We start from the raw sequence: 23,011 nt of genomic DNA, 5'->3' as shown, positions 1-23,011 counted from the left end.
GGGATACGTTTATGGAATTCAGAGAATTAGATAAAGATATTGAATCGTTATTCACAGAATATATAAATGAATGGTATGAAAACGAAGAACCGGTTGTTCCATGGGCGACTGATGTCCATCAACATGGTGGATTTGACAAGATGTTGATCATGTTAGAAGAAGCAAAAGACCCAGTTGACGCAAACTTTGTAAAAGCAAAAACATATGTACTCATTGACGATGACAAAATTGTTGGCGCTGTAAATATTAGGTATGCCTTAAATGACTATTTAAATAAAAAGGGTGGTCATGTTGGTTACGGTGTTAGAAAAAGCGAACGTGGTAAAGGTTACGCGACAAAGTTGTTAAATTATGCAGTTAAGAATTTGAATAATGAGGGTGTAAATTCTGTTCTTGTAACTTGTGATGAATCGAATGATGCAAGTGCGAAAGTCATTATAAATAATAATGGTGTAGAAGATGAACCCTATAAATCAGATGAACAAGAAAATACGAGAAGATTTTGGATTAATCATCTTTAAAATTAAATAATGACTACATGAAATGAAAGTGCAAAAATGTCGGAACATTTTTGCACTTTATGTTGAACTCTAATATAATATATAGGTATAAATATATGGGCAGAAAGGGTTTTGAAATTGAATGAAGAGCAAAGAAAACATGGGGCTACAGCGAAGACAGAACCTAATTTAGAGAAGGATTATAGCAAGTACTTCGAACATGTTTATCAACCTCCAAATTTAAAGGACGCTAAACAAAGAGGGAAATCACAAATTGAATATCATGATGATTTTAAAATAGACGAACGACATAGAGGTATGGGGAAAGGTCGTAAATTCTATATTAGAACATATGGTTGCCAAATGAATGAACATGATACAGAAGTAATGGCTGGTATCTTACAGGCGTTAGGTTTTGGACCGACTAACTCAGTAGAAGATGCAGATGTGATATTACTTAATACATGTGCAATAAGAGAGAATGCTGAAAATAAAGTGTTTAGTGAAATTGGGAATTTAAAGCATCTTAAACAAGCGCGACCAGATTGTTTAATTGGTGTATGTGGATGTATGTCACAAGAGGAATCTGTCGTTAATAAGATTCTAAAATCATACCAGAATGTTGATATGATTTTCGGTACGCATAACATCCATAGATTGCCTGAAATTTTAGAAGAAGCATATATGTCTAAAGCGATGGTTGTTGAAGTATGGTCAAAAGAAGGCGACGTCATCGAAAATCTACCTAAAGTAAGAAATGGTAGAATTAAAGCGTGGGTAAATATTATGTACGGTTGTGACAAATTCTGTACGTATTGTATTGTACCGTTCACACGTGGTAAAGAGAGAAGTCGTATGCCTGAAGAAATTATTGCTGAAGTAAGAGATTTAGCAAGACAAGGATACCAAGAAATATGTTTATTAGGTCAAAATGTAAATGCATACGGTAAAGATATTGACGGTTTAAATTATGGTTTAGGTGATTTGTTAAATGACATCACTAAAATCGATATACCGCGCGTACGTTTTACGACAAGTCACCCTTGGGACTTTGATGATCGTTTAATTGAAGTGATTGCTAATGGTGGTAATATCGTACCTCATATACATTTACCAGTACAGTCTGGTAATAACCAAGTGTTAAAAATTATGGGTAGAAAATATACACGTGAAAGCTATTTAGAATTAGTTCAAAAAATAAAAGCAGCAATTCCAGATGTAGCATTGACAACGGATATCATTGTTGGCTATCCTAATGAAACAGAAGAACAATTTTTAGAAACAATAAAGTTGTATCATGAAGTTGGTTTCGAACATGCTTACACGTATGTATATTCTCCGAGAGAAGGTACGCCAGCAGCTAAGATGAAAGATAATGTGCCTGATAAAGAGAAAAAAGCAAGACTTCAAAGATTAAATAAAGTAGTTGGCGAATATGCTGCAGAATCATTGAAACCATATGAAGGACAAGAAGTATTTGTTTTATGCGAAGGTTCAAGTAAGAGAGATGAAGCAGTACTAGCAGGCTATACTGAAAAGAATAAATTAGTTAATTTTAAAGCACCAAAAGATGTAATCGGCAAAATCGTAAAAGTAAAAATTACTGAAGCAAAACAATATTCATTAAATGGTGAATTTATAGATGTTGTATCTAAAGAAAAGGTGGTACATTAAATGTATACAAAAGATGATATTTTGGAACAAGCGCGTAAACTCGGAAAAATGATGTCAGAAACAGAAGAAGTAGATTTCTTTAAACGTGCAGAAGCGCAAATTCATGAGAATCAAACAGTCAGAGAAAAAATGGCAAGCTTGAAATCTTTACAAAAACAAGCAGTTAATTTCCAAAACTATGGTAAAGATAAAGCTTTAGCTATGGTTGAAGAAAAAATAAAAAACATTGAAAAAGAATTAGATGAAATGCCAATTGTAAGTGAATTTAAAGAAGCGCAAGTTGAAGTTAATGAACTTTTACAAATAGTATCTCATTCAATTAGCCATACAGTTACAAATGAAATTATTGAATCAACAGGTGGTAATCAACTTACTGGTGAAACAGGTGCAGCAGTTAGAAATGCACCAAATACAAGTAGCTGTTCAAATTAAGATTTAATATATTGCACACACGGTGCCTAAAAAGGCTGAGAAGATACGTGTAGATTTGATCCAGGTAATACTGGCGTAGAGATTGTGCAACTAAAGATTATATATGCTTTTAATCATTAGTCTGCCAATACGTAGACTAATGATTTTTTATTTGGAGGAAATATAATGAAGAAGACAAAATTAATGACTTTAACTGCAATATTAACAACGATAAATGTGGTGTTTAGTACTTTTATTACAATACCTATAGGCCCAATAAAAGCATTACCAATGCAACATTTCATTAATGTCATATCAGCTGTATTTCTTGGACCATGGTATGGCTTAGCACAAGCTTTGTTATCTTCGTTTATTAGAAACTTATTAGGTTTAGGCACGATTTTTGCTTTTCCAGGCAGTATGATAGGCGTATTATTAGCAAGTTTACTCTATAAATATCGTAAACAATTATCAATTGCATCTTTAGGAGAAGTCCTAGGCACTGGTATGATAGGTAGCTTCGTTTGTATTCCGTTAGGTTGGTTACTAGAATTAGGGAAAATTGCATTTTGGCCGTTATTTTTATCATTTTTCTTTAGTAGTCTAATAGGCGCTATCGCGAGTTATATGTTATTAAAAGCTTTTGAAAAAAGAGGCATATTAAAGAAATTAAAAAATGATACTTAAAGTTATATCATAAATTAAAGGGTGTGAAGCATATATTGCTATATCACGCTCTTTTTTTAATAAATAAACATACTCGTTTAATAGTAGAAATTTTGATAAAATAGATAAATCGAAAGTTAAAAAAAGGAACGTGAATAAAGATGTCTAAACCAACGCCGATGATGGCTCAATATTTAAAGATAAAATCTCAATATCAAGATACATTATTATTTTTCAGATTAGGTGATTTTTATGAAATGTTCTACGATGATGCAATTGAAGCATCAAGAGTATTAGAAATAACACTGACAAGAAGAGATGCTAAGAAAGATCCAATTCCAATGTGTGGGGTACCGTATCATTCTGCTTCTGGATATATCGAAAAACTTATTTCAAAAGGTTATAAAGTCGCGATTTGTGAACAAATGGAAGATCCGACACAAACTAAAGGAATGGTTCGTAGAGAAGTAGTGCAAGTCATAACGCCAGGTACGGTTATGGATCAAAAAGGTATGGACGAAAAAACAAATAATTATATATTAGGATTTATAAAAGAAGACGGAGAGTTTCATTTAAGTTACTGTGATGTCACAACAGGAGAATTAAAGGTAACATCATTTGTAGATGAAACAACTTTAATTAATGAAATTACAACGATTCACCCTAATGAAATTATTGTTAATAAAGTGTTACCAGATAATTTATATAAACAAATTCAACTCATAACTGAAACCATCACAGTTATTGATAGCTATGAAGAACGAGACTATGAAGTTGTCACAGGCACATCTCACGATCAAAAAAGGTCATTAAATTATTTATTAAATTATATTCATGATAACGGTAAACGCGATATGCCACATTTAGAAGAAGTTGTCGTATATAGAGCTTTAGATTATATGAAAATGGACTTTTATGCGAAACGAAATCTTGAATTAACAGAAAGTATCAGGCTTAAATCTAAGAAAGGTACATTATTATGGTTGATGGATGATACGAAGACACCTATGGGCGCAAGAAGATTAAAGCAATGGATAGATAGACCACTTATTAATCAAAGAGATATCGAACAAAGATTAGATGCTGTTGAACAATTAGTGAATGGGTTTATTGAGCGTGATGAACTTCGAAGCTATTTAAATATGGTATATGATATTGAAAGATTAGTCGGAAGAGTTAGCTATGGCAATGTGAATGCTAAAGATTTAGTACAGTTGAATTATTCAATAAAGCAAATTCCATATGTTAAAGAAATTATTGAAAGATTAGACTCAAAGTCTATAGATCGATTTAAAGATTTAGAGCCATTAAATGATTTAGAACGATTATTAGATGAAAGTTTAGTAGAAGATCCACCGATATCTGTTAAAGAAGGTGGCATATTTAAAAAAGGCTATAACGAAACACTAGATCAATATAAAGAAGCTTCAACAAATGGTAAACAATGGATTGCAGAATTACAATTAAAAGAACGTGAACGAACAGGTGTTAAATCATTAAAGGTAAGCTTTAACAAAGTTTTTGGGTATTATATTGAAATTACAAAAGCTAATTTAAATCATATAGACACGGATGCTTTAGGATATCAACGTAAGCAAACATTATCAAATGCTGAACGATTTATTACTGAAGAATTGAAAGAAAAAGAATCTATCATTTTAGGTGCAGAAGATAAAGCAATCGAACTAGAATATCAACTATTCCTGGATTTAAGACAAGAAGTGAAAGCTTATACTGAAAAGTTACAAGCACAAGCTAAATTACTATCAGAAATAGACTGTTTACAAAGCTTTGCCGAAATTGCTCAAAAATATCATTATACACGTCCAATTTTTAGTGAAGATAAAACATTATCACTTAAATCATCGCGACATCCTGTTGTTGAGCGCGTAATGGATCATAATGATTATGTCCCAAATGACTGTTATTTAGATAAAGAAGGCTTTATTTATTTAATAACAGGACCAAATATGTCTGGTAAGAGTACGTATATGCGTCAAATAGCTATTATTAGTATTATGGCTCAAATGGGTGCATACGTGCCTGCAGATTATGCGCAATTGCCAATATTTGATCAAATCTTTACGAGAATTGGTGCTGCAGATGATTTAGTATCAGGGAAAAGTACATTTATGGTCGAAATGCTAGAAGCTGAAAAAGCTATGGTTGGTGCAACTGAAGATAGCTTAATTATATTTGATGAAATTGGAAGAGGTACATCAACATTTGATGGTCTAGCACTTGCTCAGTCTATGATTGAATATGTACATCATCATACAAAAGCAAAAACATTATTCTCTACACATTATCATGAGTTAACACATTTAGATGAAACGTTATCTGGACTTAAAAATATTCACGTTGCTGCACAAGAATATCAAGGAGAATTGATTTTCTTGCATAAAGTAAAAGAAGGCGCAGTTGATCAAAGTTATGGTATTCATGTAGCGAAGTTAACGGATTTACCTGATGAAATTATTGAAAGAGCACATACTATTTTGCAAGAACTTGAATCTCATACTAAAGTAGAAAAAGAAGCAGATAAGTATGAACAACCATCATTCCAATTATTTGAAGAACAAGGGCAATCTGAAATTGAAAAGAAACTGAAATCAATTGATTTAATGAACATAACACCTATTGAAGCATTATCAAAACTGCATGAATTACAAAAACAACTTAAATAGAAAGTGTGAGTGCATTGGGAAAAATTAAAGAGCTCGAATTATCTTTAGCCAACAAAATAGCTGCAGGTGAAGTGGTAGAAAGACCAGCTTCTGTTGTGAAAGAATTGTTGGAAAATGCAATTGATGCTCAAGCTACTCAAATTGATATTACGATTAAAGAATCAGGTATTCAATCTATTAGAGTCGTAGATAATGGAACAGGCATTGAAGCAGACGATATATCCAAAGCTTTTGGTAGACATGCGACAAGTAAAATTAATAACGATTATGATTTGTTTCATATTCGTACGCTTGGTTTTAGAGGAGAAGCTTTGGCGAGTATTTCATCAGTGAGTAGAGTGACGATGAAGACTTGTACAGATGGTATGCTTGGTCATGAAGTACGCGTTGAAAATGGTGAAATTACAAAAAAACAACCTGCTAAAGCTAAAAAAGGTACAGATATTCTTGTTGAAGATTTATTCTATAATACGCCAGCAAGATTAAAATATGTTAAAAGTTTGTATACTGAACTGGGTAAAATAACGGATATAGTGAACAGAATGGCAATGAGTCATCCAAATATCGCATTTAATCTCGTATCAGATGATAAAACAGTAATTTCAACAAATGGTTCAGGTAGAACAAATGAAGTAATGGCTGAAATTTATGGCATGAAAATTGCGAAAGACCTTGTACCAATTAATGGAGAAACAGATGATTACGTCGTAAATGGTTTTATTTGTAAACCTGAGCACACGAGAAGTAATAGACATTATATTTCTATATTTATAAATGGTCGATATATTAAGAATTTTGTACTTAACAAAGCGATTATAGAAGGTTATCATACACTATTACCAATTGGCAGGTATCCAATCGTTTATTTAAATATTGAAATGGATCCGATTTTAGTAGATGTTAACGTTCACCCGACGAAACTAGAAGTAAGACTTTCTAAAGAACAACTACTTTATGATTTGATTAATCAAAAAATTAAAGAAGCATTTAGAGGTATGTCATTAATTCCAGATACATCTTTAGAAAAGCAAAAACCTAAAAAATCACAAAAAGAAATTTTTGAGCAACAAAGAATAGATTTTGAAGCCAAAAGAAATCAAAATACAACTCAATATCAGCACATATCTGATAAAAATGAAAGTGTTGAAGAAATTGAAAACACAAAGGACTCTACTAGTAGAGAACCTTCATCTTCTTGGCAATTTAAAGATAAAATTGAACATCATTCGGTTATTCAAGAAGATACTATCAGTCAAGAAGCTAATAGAGATATAGAAGTTCTACATGATGAACCCGAGCAGGTAGAGAATAATGAAGAAACTTATGAAGTCCAAGATACAGTAGAACATGTTGATACACCATATCAAACACCAATTGAAGAAGAGCAAGTATCTGAAGGGCCACGTGTACCGTATATGGAAGTTGTAGGTCAAGTTCACGGAACATATATTGTGGCACAAAATGATACGGGCATGTTTATGATTGATCAACATGCAGCGCAAGAACGAATTAAATATGAATTTTTCAAAGAAAAAATTGGTGAAGTCACAAATGAAACACAAAGTTTATTGTTGCCATTAACATTTAATTTTTCTAAAGACGAGCACATGATTATTGAAAAGCATTTACAATCACTTGCTGAAGCGGGCGTATTTTTAGAACCAATTGGTCATCATGATTATATGGTCAGTGAATATCCGGTTTGGTTACCTAATGTTGATGCAGAAGAAATTATAAAAGATATGATCGATTACGTGTTAAATCATGAAAAAGTTGATATTAAAAAATTAAGAGAAGATGCAGCAATTATGATGAGTTGTAAAAAATCTATTAAAGCTAATCATTATTTAAGAAACCATGAAATGAGTCATTTGATAGATGAGTTACGAGAAACAACCGACCCATTTACTTGTCCGCACGGAAGACCAATTATTATTGAATTAACGACGTATGAATTAGAGAAATTATTTAAACGCGTTATGTAGGAGGATAAAATGAATAATCATATATTACCAGCTATTCGCTCTATGAAAGATATGGAAAAGTTCTTTAAGATGGATTACGAGAGATGCGTTTTATTAGATACACATATCGGACATTTGCAAGGTATTTTAGAGCAAATGAAAAAGCATCAAAAAGAAGTGATGCTTCATATTGATTTAATAAAAGGTTTATCAAATGATGAAGCAGCTGTTGAATATGTTATACAACAATATAAACCACATGGCATCATATCAACGAAATCAAAAATTATTAAGCGTGCAAAAAAATTAAATACGTTAACCATATTACGTGTATTTATTCTTGATAGCACTGCGTTAAGTAGAAGTATTGAACTTATTAAACAATCAGACCCTGATCTAGTAGAGGTTCTACCAGGTGTTGCTACTAAAGTAATCAAAGAAATCAGTGATAAAACAGGTAAGCGAATTATTGCGGGCGGTTTAATTAATACTAAAGAAGAAATTGATTTAGCAATTGAAAGCGGTGCACAATATGTTACGTCTAGTGATATTACAATTTGGTAAATCTATTTGACAACGTTTTCATAAAGTATTATACTTCTAATTAAGTTAATATATGAGATGAGTAAATGAGACCCTCTACGAAAAGAAACTATGCGTTAAATTTGTATAAATTACTATATAAATATTATGTGTAGTTCAACGTAGGGGGATTTTTATGTATTAGCATATTTTATTTAGGAGGGTGTTTAATATGAGTGAATTTTTAGGAGAATTAATCGGTACAGCCATCTTAATATTGTTTGGTGGTGGTGTGTGTGCTAACGTCAATCTAAAAGGTACACTTGGTAAAGGTGCAGATTGGATTGTTATATCATTAGGTTGGGGACTAGCTGTTATGCTTGGCGTTTATGCAGTTGGAAATGTATCCGGGGCGCATTTAAACCCAGCTGTTACACTAGGCTTTGCAATTGATGGATCATTCCCATGGTCTAAAGTTGTTCCATTTATTGTGGCACAAATGCTTGGTGCTATGATTGGTGCTGCTTTAGTATGGGCTACTTATTTACCACATTGGAAAAAAACTGAAGATCAAGGTGCTAAATTAGGTGTATTTTCTACTGGTCCATCTTATCCAAACTATGTAGCAAACTTTATGAGTGAGATTATTGGAACTATGATCTTAGTTATGGGATTATTATTTATAGGAACAAATAAATTTACTGATGGCTTAAACCCATTAATTGTTGGTTTATTAATTGTAGCAATTGGTTTAAGTTTAGGTGGTGCGACAGGTTATGCCATTAACCCAGCTCGTGATATCGGGCCACGTATCATGCATATGTTATTACCAATTCCGGGTAAAGGAAGTTCAAATTGGAAATATGCGATTGTACCACTATTAGGGCCTATTTCAGGCGGTATGTTAGGTGCTGCATTATTTAACATTTTCTTTAACGGGGTTGTAAACGGATTCGTTATTTTCTCAATCATCTTTACTGTGATTGTCGTATTGTCTGGTATTTTCTTAAATAAATCAATACTTAAAGACGAAGTTTCAGAAATTCTGTAATATACAAATTTATAGGAGTGTTTAATATGGAAAAATACATTTTATCAATTGACCAGGGTACAACAAGTTCAAGAGCAATACTTTTTGATAAAGAAGGTACTATCAAATTTGTGAGTCAAAGAGAATTTAAACAATACTTCCCTAAAGGCGGTTGGGTTGAGCATGATGCTAATGAAATTTGGACATCAGTATTAGCAGTTATTTCAAGTGTACTTAATGAAAATAACATTAGTCCAAAGCAAATCGAAGGTATTGGTATTACAAACCAAAGGGAAACTGCAGTTGTATGGGATAAAAACACAGGACGTCCAGTTTATCATGCAATTGTTTGGCAATCTCGACAAACTCAAGACATTTGTACAGAATTAAAATCTAAAGATTTAGAACCAATTTTCAAAGAAAAAACAGGTCTATTATTAGATCCATATTTCTCAGGTACAAAAGTAAAATGGATTCTTGATAATGTTGAAGGTGCTAGAGAAAAAGCTGAAAACGGCGATTTATTATTCGGAACAATTGATACATGGTTAATCTGGAAATTTACAGGTGACGTTCATGTTACAGATTACTCAAACGCAAGTAGAACATTAATGTATAACATTTATGACTTAAAATGGGACGAAGAATTATTAGAATATCTTGATGTACCGGCTTCTATGTTGCCAGAAGTTAAACCTTCTAGTGAAGTATATGGTTATACTCAAGAGCATCACTTCTTCGGTGAGAAAATAGCAATCGCTGGTGTAGCAGGTGACCAACAAGCTGCATTATTTGGACAAGCTTGCTTCGAAAGTGGAGAAGTTAAGAACACATATGGTACTGGTGGATTTATGTTAATGAACACTGGTGAAAAAGCTGTAAAATCTGAAAGTGGTTTATTAACAACATTAGCCTATGGTTTAGATGGAAAAGTAAACTACGCACTTGAAGGTAGTATTTTCGTATCAGGATCTGCTATTCAATGGTTAAGAGATGGTTTAAGAATGATCAAATCAGCACCAGCTTCAGAAGATTATGCTAATCGTGTTAAATCTACAGAAGGCGTATACGTTGTACCAGCATTTGTTGGTTTAGGTACACCTTATTGGGATGCAGATGCTAGAGGTGCAATCTTCGGATTAACACGTGGTACTGAAAAAGAACATTTCATTAGAGCAACTTTAGAATCATTATGTTACCAAACTAGAGATGTGTTAGAAGCAATGGAAAAAGATTCTGGTATTAATGTTGAAACATTAAGAGTTGATGGCGGCGCTGTTAAGAATAATTTCTTAATGCAATTCCAAGCTGATATTGTAAATACGCCAGTAGAAAGACCAGAAGTAAATGAAACAACTGCATTAGGTGCAGCATACTTAGCTGGATTAGCAGTAGGTTTCTGGAAATCTAAAGATGAGATAAAACAACGTTGGAAATTAGAAACAGAATTCAAACCTGAACTTGAAGAAGAAGAGCGTGAAAAACTTTATAAAGGTTGGAAAACTGCAGTAAAAGCCACTCAAGCTTTTAAATTAGATTAAGTTGTGTTATCATTAAGGTAAGTTAATATTTCGTAGAGACATGAGAGGCTTTGTTCGTACAATTTTTGTAGGGATAGGTCTCTCATTTTTTTACATTTTATAGGAGGAAATGGTTATGCAACAATTATCAGCATTAAATCGTAATCAAGTTAAAGATCAACTTAAAAATACTGAATATGACGTAGTTGTTATCGGTGGAGGAATCACTGGTGCAGGTATCGCTTTAGATGCAGCGCAACGTGGTATGAAAGTAGCATTAGTTGAAATGCAAGACTTTGCACAAGGTACAAGTTCTAGAAGTACGAAATTAGTTCATGGTGGTTTACGTTACTTAAAACAATTCCAAGTTGGCGTAGTTGCTGAAACTGGTAAAGAAAGAGCAATCGTTTATGAAAATGGTCCTCACGTAACAACACCGGAATGGATGTTATTACCTTTACACAAAGGCGGTAGCATGGGTCCATTTACAACATCAATCGGTTTGAAAGTTTATGATTTCTTAGCAGGTGTTAAGAAAGCTGAACGTCGTACAATGTTAAACAGAGAAGAAACAATTAAGAAAGAACCACTTGTAAAACAAGACGGTTTAAAAGCTGGTGGTTACTATGTTGAGTACCGTACAGATGATGCTCGTTTAACAATTGAAGTTATGAAACGCGCACGTGAATTTGGTGCAGATATCATTAACTATGCTAAATCAAATAAATTCTTATACAACAAAAAGAAAAAAGTATCAGGTATCGAAGTAACTGATTTATTACAAAATGAAATTTTCGAAATTAAAGGTAAAAGAGTTATCAACGCGGCAGGTCCATGGGTTGATGAAGTACGTGGTAAAGACTATTCAACAAACAATAAACAACTTAGATTAACTAAAGGTGTTCATATTGTTATTGACCAAAGCGTATTCCCATTAGGTCAAGCTGTATACTTTGATACAGAAAATGATGGCAGAATGATTTTCGCAATTCCTAGAGATGGAAAAGCATATGTTGGTACTACTGATACAATTTATGATAATGATAAATCTTCTCCTAAAGTTACAGAAGAAGATCGTCAATATCTATTAGATGCTATTCACTATATGTTCCCAACTGTAAAAGTTGAAGATAAAGATATCGAATCAACTTGGGCTGGTGTTAGACCATTAATCTTTGAAAAAGGTAAAGATCCATCAGAAATTTCTCGTAAAGACGAAATTTGGGAAGGTGATTCAGGCCTACTTACAATTGCTGGTGGTAAATTAACAGGTTACCGTCATATGGCTCAAGATATTGTTGATTTATTAAGTAAACGCCTTAAAGAAGAATATAAATTATCATTCAAACCTTGTCGTACAAAAGAAACTTACATTTCTGGCGGTAACGTTGGTGGTAGTAAAAATTATGAATCATTCGTTGAAAGCAAAGTTAAAGAAGCTAAAAATTACAACTTATCAGAAGATGCAGCACGTTATTTAGCTAGAAAATACGGATCTAATGTAGATGAAGTATTTGCTATTGCACATGCTACACAAATTGCAGACGTTAATCTTCCAATCGAAGTATATGCTGAAGTTATATACAGCATTCAAAAAGAAATGGTTCATAAACCAACTGACTTCTTAGTACGTCGTTCTGGACGTTTATACTTTGATATTCAATATGTATTAGATCATAAAGATGCAATTGTTGAAGTAATGGCTCAAGTATTAAATTATGATAATGATACTAAACGTGTTTATAAAGATGAATTAGAACAAGCTATTAAAGAAGCGGTTAATCCAAATGATCAACCAGCTATTGTTAAATAATTTATAAATCATTTATTTATACCTACTGACAATTTTTTGTCGGTAGGTTTTTTTATATATTGTATGATTGATTTGTGAATATATTTTTAAGCGCTATAGATTTTGCTATAATGTCTTATAAGGGAGGCGCATGTCTTTGAGACGATTTAATCATAGAATTACATTATCTACAGAACAAACTTTAGAAGTTACAATCGATAAAACGGATGAAAAACCGTTTGGAATTATACATATACTGCATGGTGTGGCTGAACATAAAGATAGATATGATGCAGTAGCAGAATATTTATGTAAAAGAGGTTATCATGTTTTACGTCATAACCACAGAGGTCATGGTATGAACATAGAAGCTTCTTCAAGAGGTCATTTTAATGCATTACAAGATTTAGTCGACGACGTTAAAGAAGTAAGGGATACGTTTAAAAACGAACTGAATCCAGAATTGCCATTTATATTACTTGGACATTCTATGGGTTCGCTAGTAGCGAGGCAATATGTTCATGACTATCCTAATGATGTAGATGCTTTGATACTATCTGGGACGGTTGTTTATCCTAAAATTCAAGGTAATTTAAATTTATATGCATTAAAGTTTGTGAATTTATTTTTAGGAAGTCGCACAAAATCAAAGTTTATTAATAATATTGCTTTTAAGACAATGAATAGACAACATAAAGATTTAAATAAAGATCATAAATGGTTAAGTCAAAGTGATGAAAATCGTGAACAATATGAAAAAGATATGTATTCAGGATTTCCAATTTCTCATAAAGTACTACTAGAAACAGTTAAAGCGGCTGTACAAACTAAGAAAATCAGTTATATAAAAAAACAAAATATAAATATGCCTATCTTATTAGTGTCAGGTAAAGAAGATCACTTTGGTGGATTTGGTAACGGCATTAAACAATTAGCTTCTATTTATAAACGTTCTGGAGTCAAACATGTCACAGTACAATTATATAAGAATAAACGTCACGAAGTGTTATTTGAGACAAACCGTTATGCAGTGTATGAACATTTATATAATTGGTTGACGATACAAATTAAACAATTAGAAAAAGAGGAAATATCCAATGAATGAAAAACCATTAATTGCAATAGTAGGTCCTACTGCAGTAGGTAAAACAGAATTAAGCATTAAATTAGCCAAATCTTTAAATGGTGAAGTTATTAATGGTGATGCCTTTCAAATTTATAGAGGTTTAGATATTGGAACAGCAAAAGTAACTGAAGAAGAAAAAGAGGGCGTTGTTCATCATTTAATAGATGTTTATGAACCAGATGAACCATATTCAGTATATCAATTTAAACAAGACTTCGAAAGAATTGTTAAAGATATTCATGATAGAGGAAAATTGCCAATACTTGTCGGTGGTACAGGTTTATATGTACAGTCGGTTTTATATGACTATAACCTTGAAGAAGAGAAAATTAGTTCTGAAAAAATGGAAATTACAAAAAATAAATTAAATAAATTATCTAAATTATCAAATATTGAATTGCACAATTATTTACATGAGATTGATCCGAAAACCGCGTCATCAGTGCATCCAAACAACCGAAAAAGAGTGGAACGAGCAATTGAATATTACTTAAATACGAAAAAAACTTTAAGTGAAAGAAAGAAAAGCCAGACATTTACTGGAAAATATAGTACAATATTAATTGGGATAGAAATGTCGCGCGAAACATTATATCAAAGGATTAATATGCGCGTTGACATGATGTTGGAGCGAGGATTATTAAGAGAAGTGTCTAATCTTGTTGAGAAAGGATATCAAAATTCTCAAAGTATGCAAGCAATTGGATATAAAGAATTGGTACCAGTAGTAAAAGGAGAAATAGACATAGAAACCTCTACAGAACAAATCAAGCAAAATTCAAGAAGATATGCCAAACGTCAAATGACTTGGTTTAAAAATAAAATGAATGTGACTTGGTTTCAACGGGATAAACAGTCTTTAACAGAAATCGCAGACAACGTAATCCAATTATCCAAGTGAAGGGGAAAGTCATATGGCAGAGAAAGAAAATATTCAAGAAGTTTTACTTAAGAAATTCAAGTCAGAAGGAACTGAACTTACAGTATTCTTACTAAATGGATTTCAAATGAAAGGGAAAATTGTCGACTTTGACGACAAAGTTGTATTATTAGATATTCTCGGGAAAGAACATCTAATTTACAAACATGCTATCTCAACTTTCGTAGACGCTCAAGATGATTTAAATCAAGATAGCGAACAATAATTGTATTTGAAATTATAAGCGGCTAGGACATTATTATGTCTTAGCCGTTTATTTATGTGAATCTCACTATAATACTGCTTCTATTGAACTTCTTAATTGTTCAGGATTTTTTTGTGGAGAAAATCGATTCACAACTTCTCCGTCTTTATTCACTAAGAACTTAGTAAAGTTCCATTTAATTGATCCATTTAAAATACCTTTTTTAGCAGAAGTAAGATATTCATATAAAGGATGTTGTTCAGAACCTTTAACTTTTATTTTTTCATGCATTGGGAAAGTTACACCATAATTTAATTTACAATTTTGGTATGCTTCATAAGAGTCACCGGGTTCTTGATTACCAAATTGATTACATGGAAATCCTAATACCACGAAATCTTGATTTTTATAATCTTGGTATAAAGCCTCTAAACCTTCAAATTGAGGTGTGAATCCACATTCACTTGCTGTATTAACAATTAAAATTGCTTTTCCTTTATACTCAGATAATGAATATTCTTCACCGTTCGTTTTTGCAACAACGAAGTCATAAATTGACATTGCCATCACTCCTTTTCTTAATTCTATTATAATCAAAAATTTATTAAAGTCATATCAATTTGCATGCATGTTTATATGTTAAAATATATTTAAAGTGAGCGTGATAAAATGAAAAACGATATGAAGTCGACAAAACATGAAATAGAAAAAGTAATCCTGTTAGCAATTCATGATAAAAAAGATGATGAAGCAACATTCAAATCAACAGTTCAAGAATTGGAATCTCTTGCTGTCACAAGTCAACTAGAAGTAATGGAAGTCTTTACTCAAAAAAGAGAACGACCTGATCAACAATATTATTTTGGTAAAGGTAAAATAGAAGAAGTCATTGAATATATCGAATTGAATGATATTAAAGTGAATGCAGTTATCGCAAATGATGAATTGACAACTGCGCAATCAAAACATTTAGATGAATTATTTAATACAAAAATTATAGACCGCACGCAATTGATTTTAGAGATTTTTGCTCAAAGAGCTTCAAGTAGAGAAGGTCAATTGCAAGTTGAATTAGCACAGTTAGATTATTTATTGCCGAGATTATCTGGACACGGCAAAAGCTTATCTCGTTTAGGTGGCGGTATTGGTACGAGAGGTCCAGGTGAAACGAAATTAGAAACAGATAGAAGACATATTCGTACTAGAATGAATGAAATAAAACATCAATTAGAGACAATTGTTTCTCATCGATCACGATATAGAGAACGACGTCAACATAATCAAGCTTACCAAGTTGCATTAATTGGCTATACAAATGCCGGTAAATCTTCATGGTTTAATCAGTTATCAAATGATGAAACATTTGAACAAGATTTGTTATTTGCGACTTTAGATCCTAAATCTCGTGCAATTACGATAAATAACGGGTTTAACGTTATACTTTCTGATACAGTTGGGTTTATTCAGAAGTTGCCTACAACATTGATTGCAGCATTTAAATCGACTTTAGAAGAAGCGAAATATGCGCAACTACTCGTTCATGTTGTAGATGCAAGTCATCCACACTATATGGAACAGTATGAAACGGTTATGACTTTAGTCAATCAATTAGATATGGGCCATATTCCGATGTTAGTCGTATTTAATAAAAAAGATTTAGCACCTTCTAATCATTCGGCAATATCAGGACAATCTATATTTGTTTCAGCAAAAAATTCTAATGATAAAGCTATATTTAAAGAAAAATTAGTCGATATGATTAAAGAGACAATGGATTATTATGAAATGGATATATCATCAAGTGATGCTGACAAATTATATTGGCAAAAAACACATACTTTAGTTGAAAAAATGGATTTTGATGAAGAAACAGAAACATATCACATAAAAGGTTATAAACAGAAATAAGAGGTAAATAAATGGCACAGAAATTAAAAGAATTAATTATTGATGTAGAAAAAGAATTAAGACCATACTTTGATCAAATCGAACAAAATGCTTTAATCGCTCAAGAACATGTACTTGATGCATTTCACGAAGTGAAAATCACTGAATCAGACTTAATCGGTACAACAGGTTATGGATACGATGATATAGGTCGAGATCATTTAGAAGATGTTTATAGTAAAGTATTTAAAGCTGAAGACAGTTTAGTAAGACCACAAATTATTTCAGGAACGCATGCTATAACATTAGCGCTTAACAGCCAACTGAAATATGGGGAAGAATTATTATATATTACAGGAACACCTTATGATACGTTATTAGAAGTAATCGGTATAAATGGTAATGGTATTGGAAGTTTTATTGAACAAGGTATCGCTTATCGAGAAGTACCATTGAAACAAAATAAAATAGATATTCATTCAGTGTTAGAAAATATTAATGAAAATACTAAAGTTATTGCGATACAAAGATCAAAAGGTTATAGTTCACGACCTTCATTAACAATTGAACAAATTGAACAAGCAATCAAAGCGATTAAAGAAGTATATCCAGATAAAATTATATTTGTGGATAATTGTTACGGAGAATTTGTTGAAGGTAAAGAACCAATTGAAATAGGTGCAGATTTAATAGCAGGTTCTTTAATTAAAAATCCAGGAGGTGGTTTAGCTAAAATTGGCGGGTATATATCAGGAAAAGCTGACCTGATAGAACGTTGTGCATACAGATTAACGGCACCAGGAATTGGTAAAGAAGCGGGCGCATCTTTAGGGAGTTTGCCAGAAATGTACCAAGGGTTCTTCTTAGCACCGCATGTTGTCAGTCAAAGTTTGAAAGGTGCTTTATTTACTTCTCGCTTGTTAGAAAAATTAAATATGACAACGACACCACATTACCAAGATAAACGCACAGATATTATTCAATCTGTTACTTTTGAAACAAAAGAACAAATGATTGCATTTTGTCAGTCGATACAACACGCATCTCCAATTAATGCTCATTTTAGTCCGATGCCTAGCTATATGCCAGGTTATGAAGATGATGTCATCATGGCTGCAGGTACATTTATTCAAGGATCTTCAATAGAGTTAACAGCAGATGGTCCAATAAGACCACCATATGAAGCATACATTCAAGGTGGCTTAACTTATGAGCATGTTAAAATTGCGATAACGCGTGCTGTACAGCATTTAATCAAGCAAAATCTTGTTGAATTATAAAAGATGTAAGGTTTCCTGACATTCATTTGTTTTCTGAAAATTTATGTGCTAAATTTATAACAAGTTCTTACTAAAGGAGGCGGTCGTGCTGTCAAGAGACATAATCAGAAGAAACATGGCCGTGTTCCCGATTGGTGTCGTAATCAAGTTAACAGAGCTAACAGCTAGACAAATCAGATACTATGAAAGCAATGAGCTCGTTTCGCCCAAAAGGACTGAAGGTAATCAACGGTTATTTTCTTTAAATGACCTTGAACGATTACTGGAAATTAAAAATCTTATCGAAAAGGGATTTAATATGAAAGGCATTAAACAAATTCTTTTGGAAGAAGAAAATGACCTTTCTGATGAAGAACTGAAGATGAGAGAGCGGGTAATTAGAGGAACTTCTAAAACAGAGGGACCACTTAACCGTGGAGATTTATCAAGATTTTTTAATTAAAAACTGGAGGATAATCACATGGCTAAACAAACTTTTACAAAAGAAGATATTTTTCGTTTTGCTGACGAAGAGAACGTACGTTATTTGAGATTACAATTTACTGACATTTTAGGTACAATTAAAAACGTTGAAGTACCAATTGCACAATTAGAAAAAGTATTAAACAATGAAATGATGTTTGACGGTTCTTCAATTGAAGGATTCGTGCGAATTGAAGAATCGGATATGTATTTATGTCCTGATTTAGATACTTGGGTAATTTTCCCTTGGACAGCAGGAAAAGGTAAAGTAGCACGATTAATTTGTGATATTTACAATCCGGATGGCAAACCATTCCCTGGTGATCCACGTACAAACTTAAAACGTGTATTAAAAGAGATGGAAGAGTTAGGATTTACAGATTTCAACTTAGGACCTGAACCAGAATTCTTCTTATTCAAATTAGATGAAAAAGGAGAACCAACATTAGAATTAAATGATAATGGTGGATACTTCGACTTAGCTCCTACAGATTTAGGTGAAAACTGTCGTCGTGATATCGTTCTAGAATTAGAAGATATGGGCTTTGACATTGAAGCAAGTCACCATGAAGTAGCACCTGGTCAACATGAAATCGACTTTAAATATGCTGATGCTATAACAGCATGTGATAACATTCAAACATTCAAACTAGTTGTAAAAACAATTGCACGTAAACATAACTTGCATGCGACATTCATGCCAAAACCATTATTTGGTGTAAACGGAAGCGGAATGCACTTTAACGTTTCATTATTCAAAGGTAAAGAAAATGCGTTCTTCGACCCAAATGGAGAAATGCAATTAACGGATGATGCCTATCACTTTATTGCTGGTATCTTGAAAAATGCACGTGGATTTACAGCAGTATGTAACCCATTAGTAAATTCATACAAACGTTTAGTGCCTGGTTACGAAGCACCATGTTATATTGCATGGAGTGGTCAAAACCGTTCACCATTAGTAAGAATACCTGTATCTCGCGGGTTATCAACTCGTGTTGAAATTCGTTCAGTAGACCCAGCAGCTAACCCTTACTTAGCATTAGCTACTATCCTTGAAGCTGGATTAGATGGTATTAAAAATAAATTAACGCCACCAGAATCAGTAGATCAAAATATCTATGAAATGGATAGAGAAGAACGTGAAGCGGTAGGTGTACAAGACTTACCATCAACACTTTACACAGCTGTTAAAGCAATGAGAGAAAATACAGTTGTCAAAAAAGCATTAGGTAATCATATCTATCGCCAATTTATACAATCTAAATCATTAGAGTGGGATTATTACCGTACACAAGTATCAGAATGGGAAAGAGATCAATATATGAAGCAATACTAATTGCTATTAACCCTCAAAGCATAAGCTTTGAGGGTTTTTTGTGTTTGAATTTATGGGGGGAGTGTGTGGTGGTGATTGAGAAGATAAAATATGGGGGAGAAGTTAATGACAAAAGTCAGAGGAATTGTAATTAAGGGCACCTATAGTAACAAAAGTCGCTCGAAATGTAACTAAGGGTGCCTATAGTAACAAAAGTCGTAGGAATTGTAACTAAGGGCGTCTATAGTAACAAAAGTCATACGAAGTGTAACTAAGGAAGCCAGTATTTACAGAAGTAGACACAAGTGTAAATAACTAGAATGATATACCTGCAAATAGGCGTAGTAAAACTTGATTTGAAAATAAATATATTTTATAATAATATAAAATATAGAGAATAAAATATACTGAGATATCGCTAGTTATCTCACACCACACTTAAATAATATTAACAACTAAGAGGTGATAAAAATGGACTTTGTAACAAGACCTGAATTTGAAGAACATAAAAATCATATGGACTCACGCTTTAATACACTCGAAGATAATATCAAGGAAGTAAAGCAAGAATTAACTACAACAAAATTAGAATTAAAAACAGATATAAATAATTTAAGGTCAGAGATTAAGGGCGATATAAATAATTTAAGATCAGAGATTAAGGGCGATATAAATAATTTAAGATCAGAGATTAAGGGCGATATGAATAATTTAAGAACAGAGTTAAAAACTGATATAAAAGATTTGAAAGATGATCTTATATCTTTATTTGATGAAAAAGAAAAGGCAAATAAGGAAGAGATGAAACATACTCAAATAAAATGGTATATTGCCACAACTCTCATTATAATAGGATTTGTAGGAAGAATATTAGGATTTTATTAAAATAAGACCACCTACATAGAGGTGATCTTTTAAAGACTATGAATTTTCTATTGATTGTCGTTTTTTCTCATAATATTCTAATTTCATTTGATGCCATTTGTCATAATCAGAGCTTGTGATATGCTTAATGACTTTTGCTGGATTTCCACCTACGACTGTATTTGGTGGCACGTCTTTTGTTACGACTGCTCCTGATGCGATTACAGAGTTTTCCCCTACCGAAACGCCTGGTAATACGACTGCATTTCCACCAATCCATACATTATTTCCAATATTAATCTCATGACCAAATTCTAATTGTTCATTTCGTATTGTTGGATCAATTGGATGACCTGCTGTATATAAACTCACTCTTGGACCAAACATAACATTATCGCCGATATTGATATGATTCACATCTAAAAATATACAATCCATATTAGCATAGAAATTCTCACCAATATTGATATGTCTACCGTAATCAACATAGAGTGGTGGATGTAAATATATATTTTCACCTGTTTTACCAAAAAGTTCTTTTTCTAACTTAATTATCTCATCACTATTTTCAATAGGTGTATAATTAATTTTATCTGCTAGCATTTTTCCTTTTTTCGAACCATTAGATTCATGAATATCGTGCGCTATGTATAGTTCACCTTTAAGCATTTGCTTATAATCAAAATCATTCTGCATATCATAATTCCCCTTTATATGAATATGAACATATTATATCTTGTTAAACTTGTATATACAAGTTAAGAGGTAATAAATGATATGTTAGATAAATCTATGAAAAATTCTTTTTGCCAATTTTGAGTTTGACTAGCAGTTTTATTTAAAGGATTTTCCCAAGGTGGGTAAACTCTCATTGCCATTTTTCCCTTTATTTCATGATTACTAATGATTTTCTGCTTAAATAGAATATCTTTAGGAAAAATAAATAGCCCTTTTTTATTGTTATCTAATATAGCTATGATGAGTTTATCCGGTGTTTCTGAATATGTATAAGGTCTGTTTTGATCATTTTGATCTTTAACCCAAAATACGACAAAATAACCTTTTTTATTAGCTGTCTTTTTAGCTCGTCTACTTCTATAAGTAATATTTTGAATTTGAAAACTACAAGCTTCATATTTAATATTAAGTTCTTCAAGTTTGTAGTCTTCAATTGCTTCATCATTAAAATAGTTTTTTATTAATTCAATTGAATCAAACAATTGCAAACCTCCTTATATGACTTTTCATAATTGATTATAACAAAGATTGAACTATTAAATACGATGTTGAAATATTCTAGTATTCCCTTGTTTTTAAACCATTTTCATATTTTTTAGTTCTTAAAAAAGGTATAATGGAAGTAGAATATTAATGAGATTTTGACACTTTCTAATGTTTAGAAGGTGTTTTTATTTTATAAACATATTAAAGGGGATTCTATGGATATTACAATTTGGACACTCGTTATTTTTTCAATTCTACTGGGGGCAATGGTAAGAATTGTGTTTGGATTTGGTGAGGCTTTAGTCACGATGCCATTACTCGCTTTATTAAATTTAGATTTTAAATTGTCTATTTCTGTGGTGTCAATTGTTGGGTTATTAGTGTCTTTTCCTGTGTTTATTAGAAGCCGTGGCAATCTAGATTGGTCTATTATTAAACGTTTGTTAATTGGTTCTATTATTGGGACACCGATTGGAATCATAATTGTTAAATGGGCAAATGAAGATGTGATTATTAAATTTTTAGGGGTATTTATATTATTGTACGGTGCTATTAATCTTATTAATTATTATAAGAATATATACCAAGTTAAATTGAATATTCCAAAGTTTTATGACTATATTGCAGGTATTGTTTCAGGTGTTTTAGGTAGTGCATATAATAGTCACGGTGTACCGATTATTATATATGGAACTTTAAAAAAATGGCATGTAACAGATTTAAAAAATATTTCACAAGTACATTTTTTTATTACAGGTTGTTTTATTGTCTTTAGTCATGGTGTTTCAGGATTTTGGTCAATATCACTTTGGTATTTGTTATTGGCAATTTTACCACTTATAATCCTTACATTATGGCTGGGTCATATCATCAATACTAAAATTGATCAACGTGCTTTAATTAAATATATTTATATCTTATTGATTTGCTTCGGTATCATCATGATTGTTAAATAATGAG

Annotated in this window: 21 protein-coding genes, 1 pseudogene and 1 riboswitch; of the genes and pseudogenes, 19 read left to right on the top strand and 3 right to left on the bottom strand. The window is 32.1% G+C overall.

The genetic code is table 11. The features are described from left to right. Positions 1 to 11: 11 nt before the first annotated feature. The 13 genes from ACJTHF_RS07540 to hfq all read left to right on the top strand — a co-directional run bounded on the left by ACJTHF_RS07540 (position 12) and on the right by hfq (position 15,037). Positions 12 to 521: a GNAT family N-acetyltransferase gene (locus ACJTHF_RS07540; RefSeq protein WP_106417850.1), complete on the top strand. Its 510-nt coding sequence runs from the start codon at positions 12 to 14 to the stop codon at positions 519 to 521. 117 nt (positions 522 to 638) lie between these two features. Further along, the gene (miaB, locus tag ACJTHF_RS07535) at positions 639 to 2,174 is read left to right on the top strand and encodes a tRNA (N6-isopentenyl adenosine(37)-C2)-methylthiotransferase MiaB (protein WP_084754698.1); all 1,536 of its coding nucleotides are present in this window, start codon (positions 639 to 641) and stop codon (positions 2,172 to 2,174) included. Continuing rightward, a complete protein-coding gene (locus tag ACJTHF_RS07530; RefSeq protein ID WP_232157176.1) occupies positions 2,175 to 2,606 on the top strand; it encodes a RicAFT regulatory complex protein RicA family protein in 432 nt (143 codons plus the stop codon). It abuts the gene before it with no gap. A gap of 8 nt (positions 2,607 to 2,614) precedes the next feature. Continuing rightward, positions 2,615 to 2,706: riboswitch (TPP riboswitch) on the top strand. Between the two features lie 65 nt (positions 2,707 to 2,771). Beyond that, a complete protein-coding gene (gene thiW, locus ACJTHF_RS07525; protein WP_208182964.1) occupies positions 2,772 to 3,272 on the top strand; it encodes an energy coupling factor transporter S component ThiW in 501 nt (166 codons plus the stop codon). A 140-nt stretch (positions 3,273 to 3,412) separates the two neighbouring features. Further along, entirely contained in the window at positions 3,413 to 5,938 is a 2,526-nt protein-coding gene (gene mutS / locus ACJTHF_RS07520; RefSeq protein ID WP_058591429.1) for a DNA mismatch repair protein MutS, read from the top strand. A 14-nt stretch (positions 5,939 to 5,952) separates the two neighbouring features. Beyond that, complete coding sequence (gene mutL, locus ACJTHF_RS07515; RefSeq protein WP_078355738.1) at positions 5,953 to 7,923, top strand: DNA mismatch repair endonuclease MutL; 1,971 nt, start codon at positions 5,953 to 5,955, stop codon at positions 7,921 to 7,923. A gap of 9 nt (positions 7,924 to 7,932) precedes the next feature. Further along, positions 7,933 to 8,466, top strand: a complete 534-nt coding sequence (locus ACJTHF_RS07510) for a glycerol-3-phosphate responsive antiterminator (RefSeq protein WP_048542689.1) — start codon at positions 7,933 to 7,935, stop codon at positions 8,464 to 8,466. 190 nt (positions 8,467 to 8,656) lie between these two features. Then, a complete protein-coding gene (locus ACJTHF_RS07505; protein WP_048542691.1) occupies positions 8,657 to 9,475 on the top strand; it encodes an MIP/aquaporin family protein in 819 nt (272 codons plus the stop codon). A 26-nt stretch (positions 9,476 to 9,501) separates the two neighbouring features. After that, positions 9,502 to 10,995 carry a glycerol kinase GlpK gene (gene glpK, locus ACJTHF_RS07500; RefSeq protein WP_049318999.1) on the top strand — a complete coding sequence of 498 codons (1,494 nt, stop codon included), beginning with the start codon at positions 9,502 to 9,504 and terminating at the stop codon, positions 10,993 to 10,995. Between the two features lie 115 nt (positions 10,996 to 11,110). After that, the gene (locus ACJTHF_RS07495; RefSeq protein WP_058591431.1) at positions 11,111 to 12,787 is read left to right on the top strand and encodes a glycerol-3-phosphate dehydrogenase/oxidase; all 1,677 of its coding nucleotides are present in this window, start codon (positions 11,111 to 11,113) and stop codon (positions 12,785 to 12,787) included. Between the two features lie 136 nt (positions 12,788 to 12,923). Further along, the gene (locus ACJTHF_RS07490; protein WP_158259731.1) at positions 12,924 to 13,871 is read left to right on the top strand and encodes an alpha/beta hydrolase; all 948 of its coding nucleotides are present in this window, start codon (positions 12,924 to 12,926) and stop codon (positions 13,869 to 13,871) included. After that, positions 13,864 to 14,793, top strand: a complete 930-nt coding sequence (miaA, locus tag ACJTHF_RS07485) for a tRNA (adenosine(37)-N6)-dimethylallyltransferase MiaA (protein WP_084754690.1) — start codon at positions 13,864 to 13,866, stop codon at positions 14,791 to 14,793. The genes ACJTHF_RS07490 and miaA overlap by 8 nt, the downstream gene beginning before the upstream one ends. 13 nt (positions 14,794 to 14,806) lie before the next feature. Beyond that, positions 14,807 to 15,037, top strand: a complete 231-nt coding sequence (gene hfq, locus ACJTHF_RS07480) for an RNA chaperone Hfq (protein WP_058591434.1) — start codon at positions 14,807 to 14,809, stop codon at positions 15,035 to 15,037. A gap of 66 nt (positions 15,038 to 15,103) precedes the next feature. On the opposite strand, the gene ACJTHF_RS07475 is transcribed toward hfq, so the two are convergent. Next, positions 15,104 to 15,577: a glutathione peroxidase gene (locus ACJTHF_RS07475; protein ID WP_232157173.1), complete on the bottom strand. Its 474-nt coding sequence runs from the start codon at positions 15,575 to 15,577 to the stop codon at positions 15,104 to 15,106. Between the two features lie 108 nt (positions 15,578 to 15,685). On the opposite strand from ACJTHF_RS07475, the gene hflX reads away from it, so the two are divergent. From hflX to ACJTHF_RS07450, 5 genes and pseudogenes are all read left to right on the top strand, one after another. Beyond that, a complete protein-coding gene (gene hflX, locus ACJTHF_RS07470; protein ID WP_075577914.1) occupies positions 15,686 to 16,924 on the top strand; it encodes a GTPase HflX in 1,239 nt (412 codons plus the stop codon). A gap of 11 nt (positions 16,925 to 16,935) precedes the next feature. After that, complete coding sequence (locus ACJTHF_RS07465) at positions 16,936 to 18,183, top strand: aminotransferase class I/II-fold pyridoxal phosphate-dependent enzyme (protein ID WP_217843826.1); 1,248 nt, start codon at positions 16,936 to 16,938, stop codon at positions 18,181 to 18,183. Between the two features lie 85 nt (positions 18,184 to 18,268). Beyond that, positions 18,269 to 18,506: pseudogene (locus ACJTHF_RS07460) on the top strand (MerR family transcriptional regulator); the annotation flags it as partial. Between the two features lie 137 nt (positions 18,507 to 18,643). Next, a complete protein-coding gene (gene glnA / locus ACJTHF_RS07455; protein ID WP_048542707.1) occupies positions 18,644 to 19,984 on the top strand; it encodes a type I glutamate--ammonia ligase in 1,341 nt (446 codons plus the stop codon). 450 nt (positions 19,985 to 20,434) lie between these two features. Further along, complete coding sequence (locus ACJTHF_RS07450; RefSeq protein WP_058591437.1) at positions 20,435 to 20,848, top strand: DUF1640 domain-containing protein; 414 nt, start codon at positions 20,435 to 20,437, stop codon at positions 20,846 to 20,848. 36 nt (positions 20,849 to 20,884) lie between these two features. On the opposite strand, the gene ACJTHF_RS07445 is transcribed toward ACJTHF_RS07450, so the two are convergent. Beyond that, positions 20,885 to 21,523 carry a sugar O-acetyltransferase gene (locus ACJTHF_RS07445; RefSeq protein ID WP_058591438.1) on the bottom strand — a complete coding sequence of 213 codons (639 nt, stop codon included), beginning with the start codon at positions 21,521 to 21,523 and terminating at the stop codon, positions 20,885 to 20,887. 62 nt (positions 21,524 to 21,585) lie between these two features. After that, positions 21,586 to 22,047 (bottom strand): MepB family protein, encoded by a 462-nt coding sequence (locus ACJTHF_RS07440; protein ID WP_058591439.1) that lies wholly within the window; start codon positions 22,045 to 22,047, stop codon positions 21,586 to 21,588. 219 nt (positions 22,048 to 22,266) lie between these two features. On the opposite strand from ACJTHF_RS07440, the gene ACJTHF_RS07435 reads away from it, so the two are divergent. Beyond that, positions 22,267 to 23,007, top strand: a complete 741-nt coding sequence (locus ACJTHF_RS07435) for a sulfite exporter TauE/SafE family protein (RefSeq protein ID WP_232157170.1) — start codon at positions 22,267 to 22,269, stop codon at positions 23,005 to 23,007. Positions 23,008 to 23,011 lie beyond the last annotated feature (4 nt).

Source organism: Mammaliicoccus sp. RAM2, from assembly GCF_045897195.1.
GTDB classification, from domain to species: domain Bacteria; phylum Bacillota; class Bacilli; order Staphylococcales; family Staphylococcaceae; genus Mammaliicoccus; species Mammaliicoccus sciuri.
This window is presented reverse-complemented; position numbering and strand designations above follow the sequence as displayed.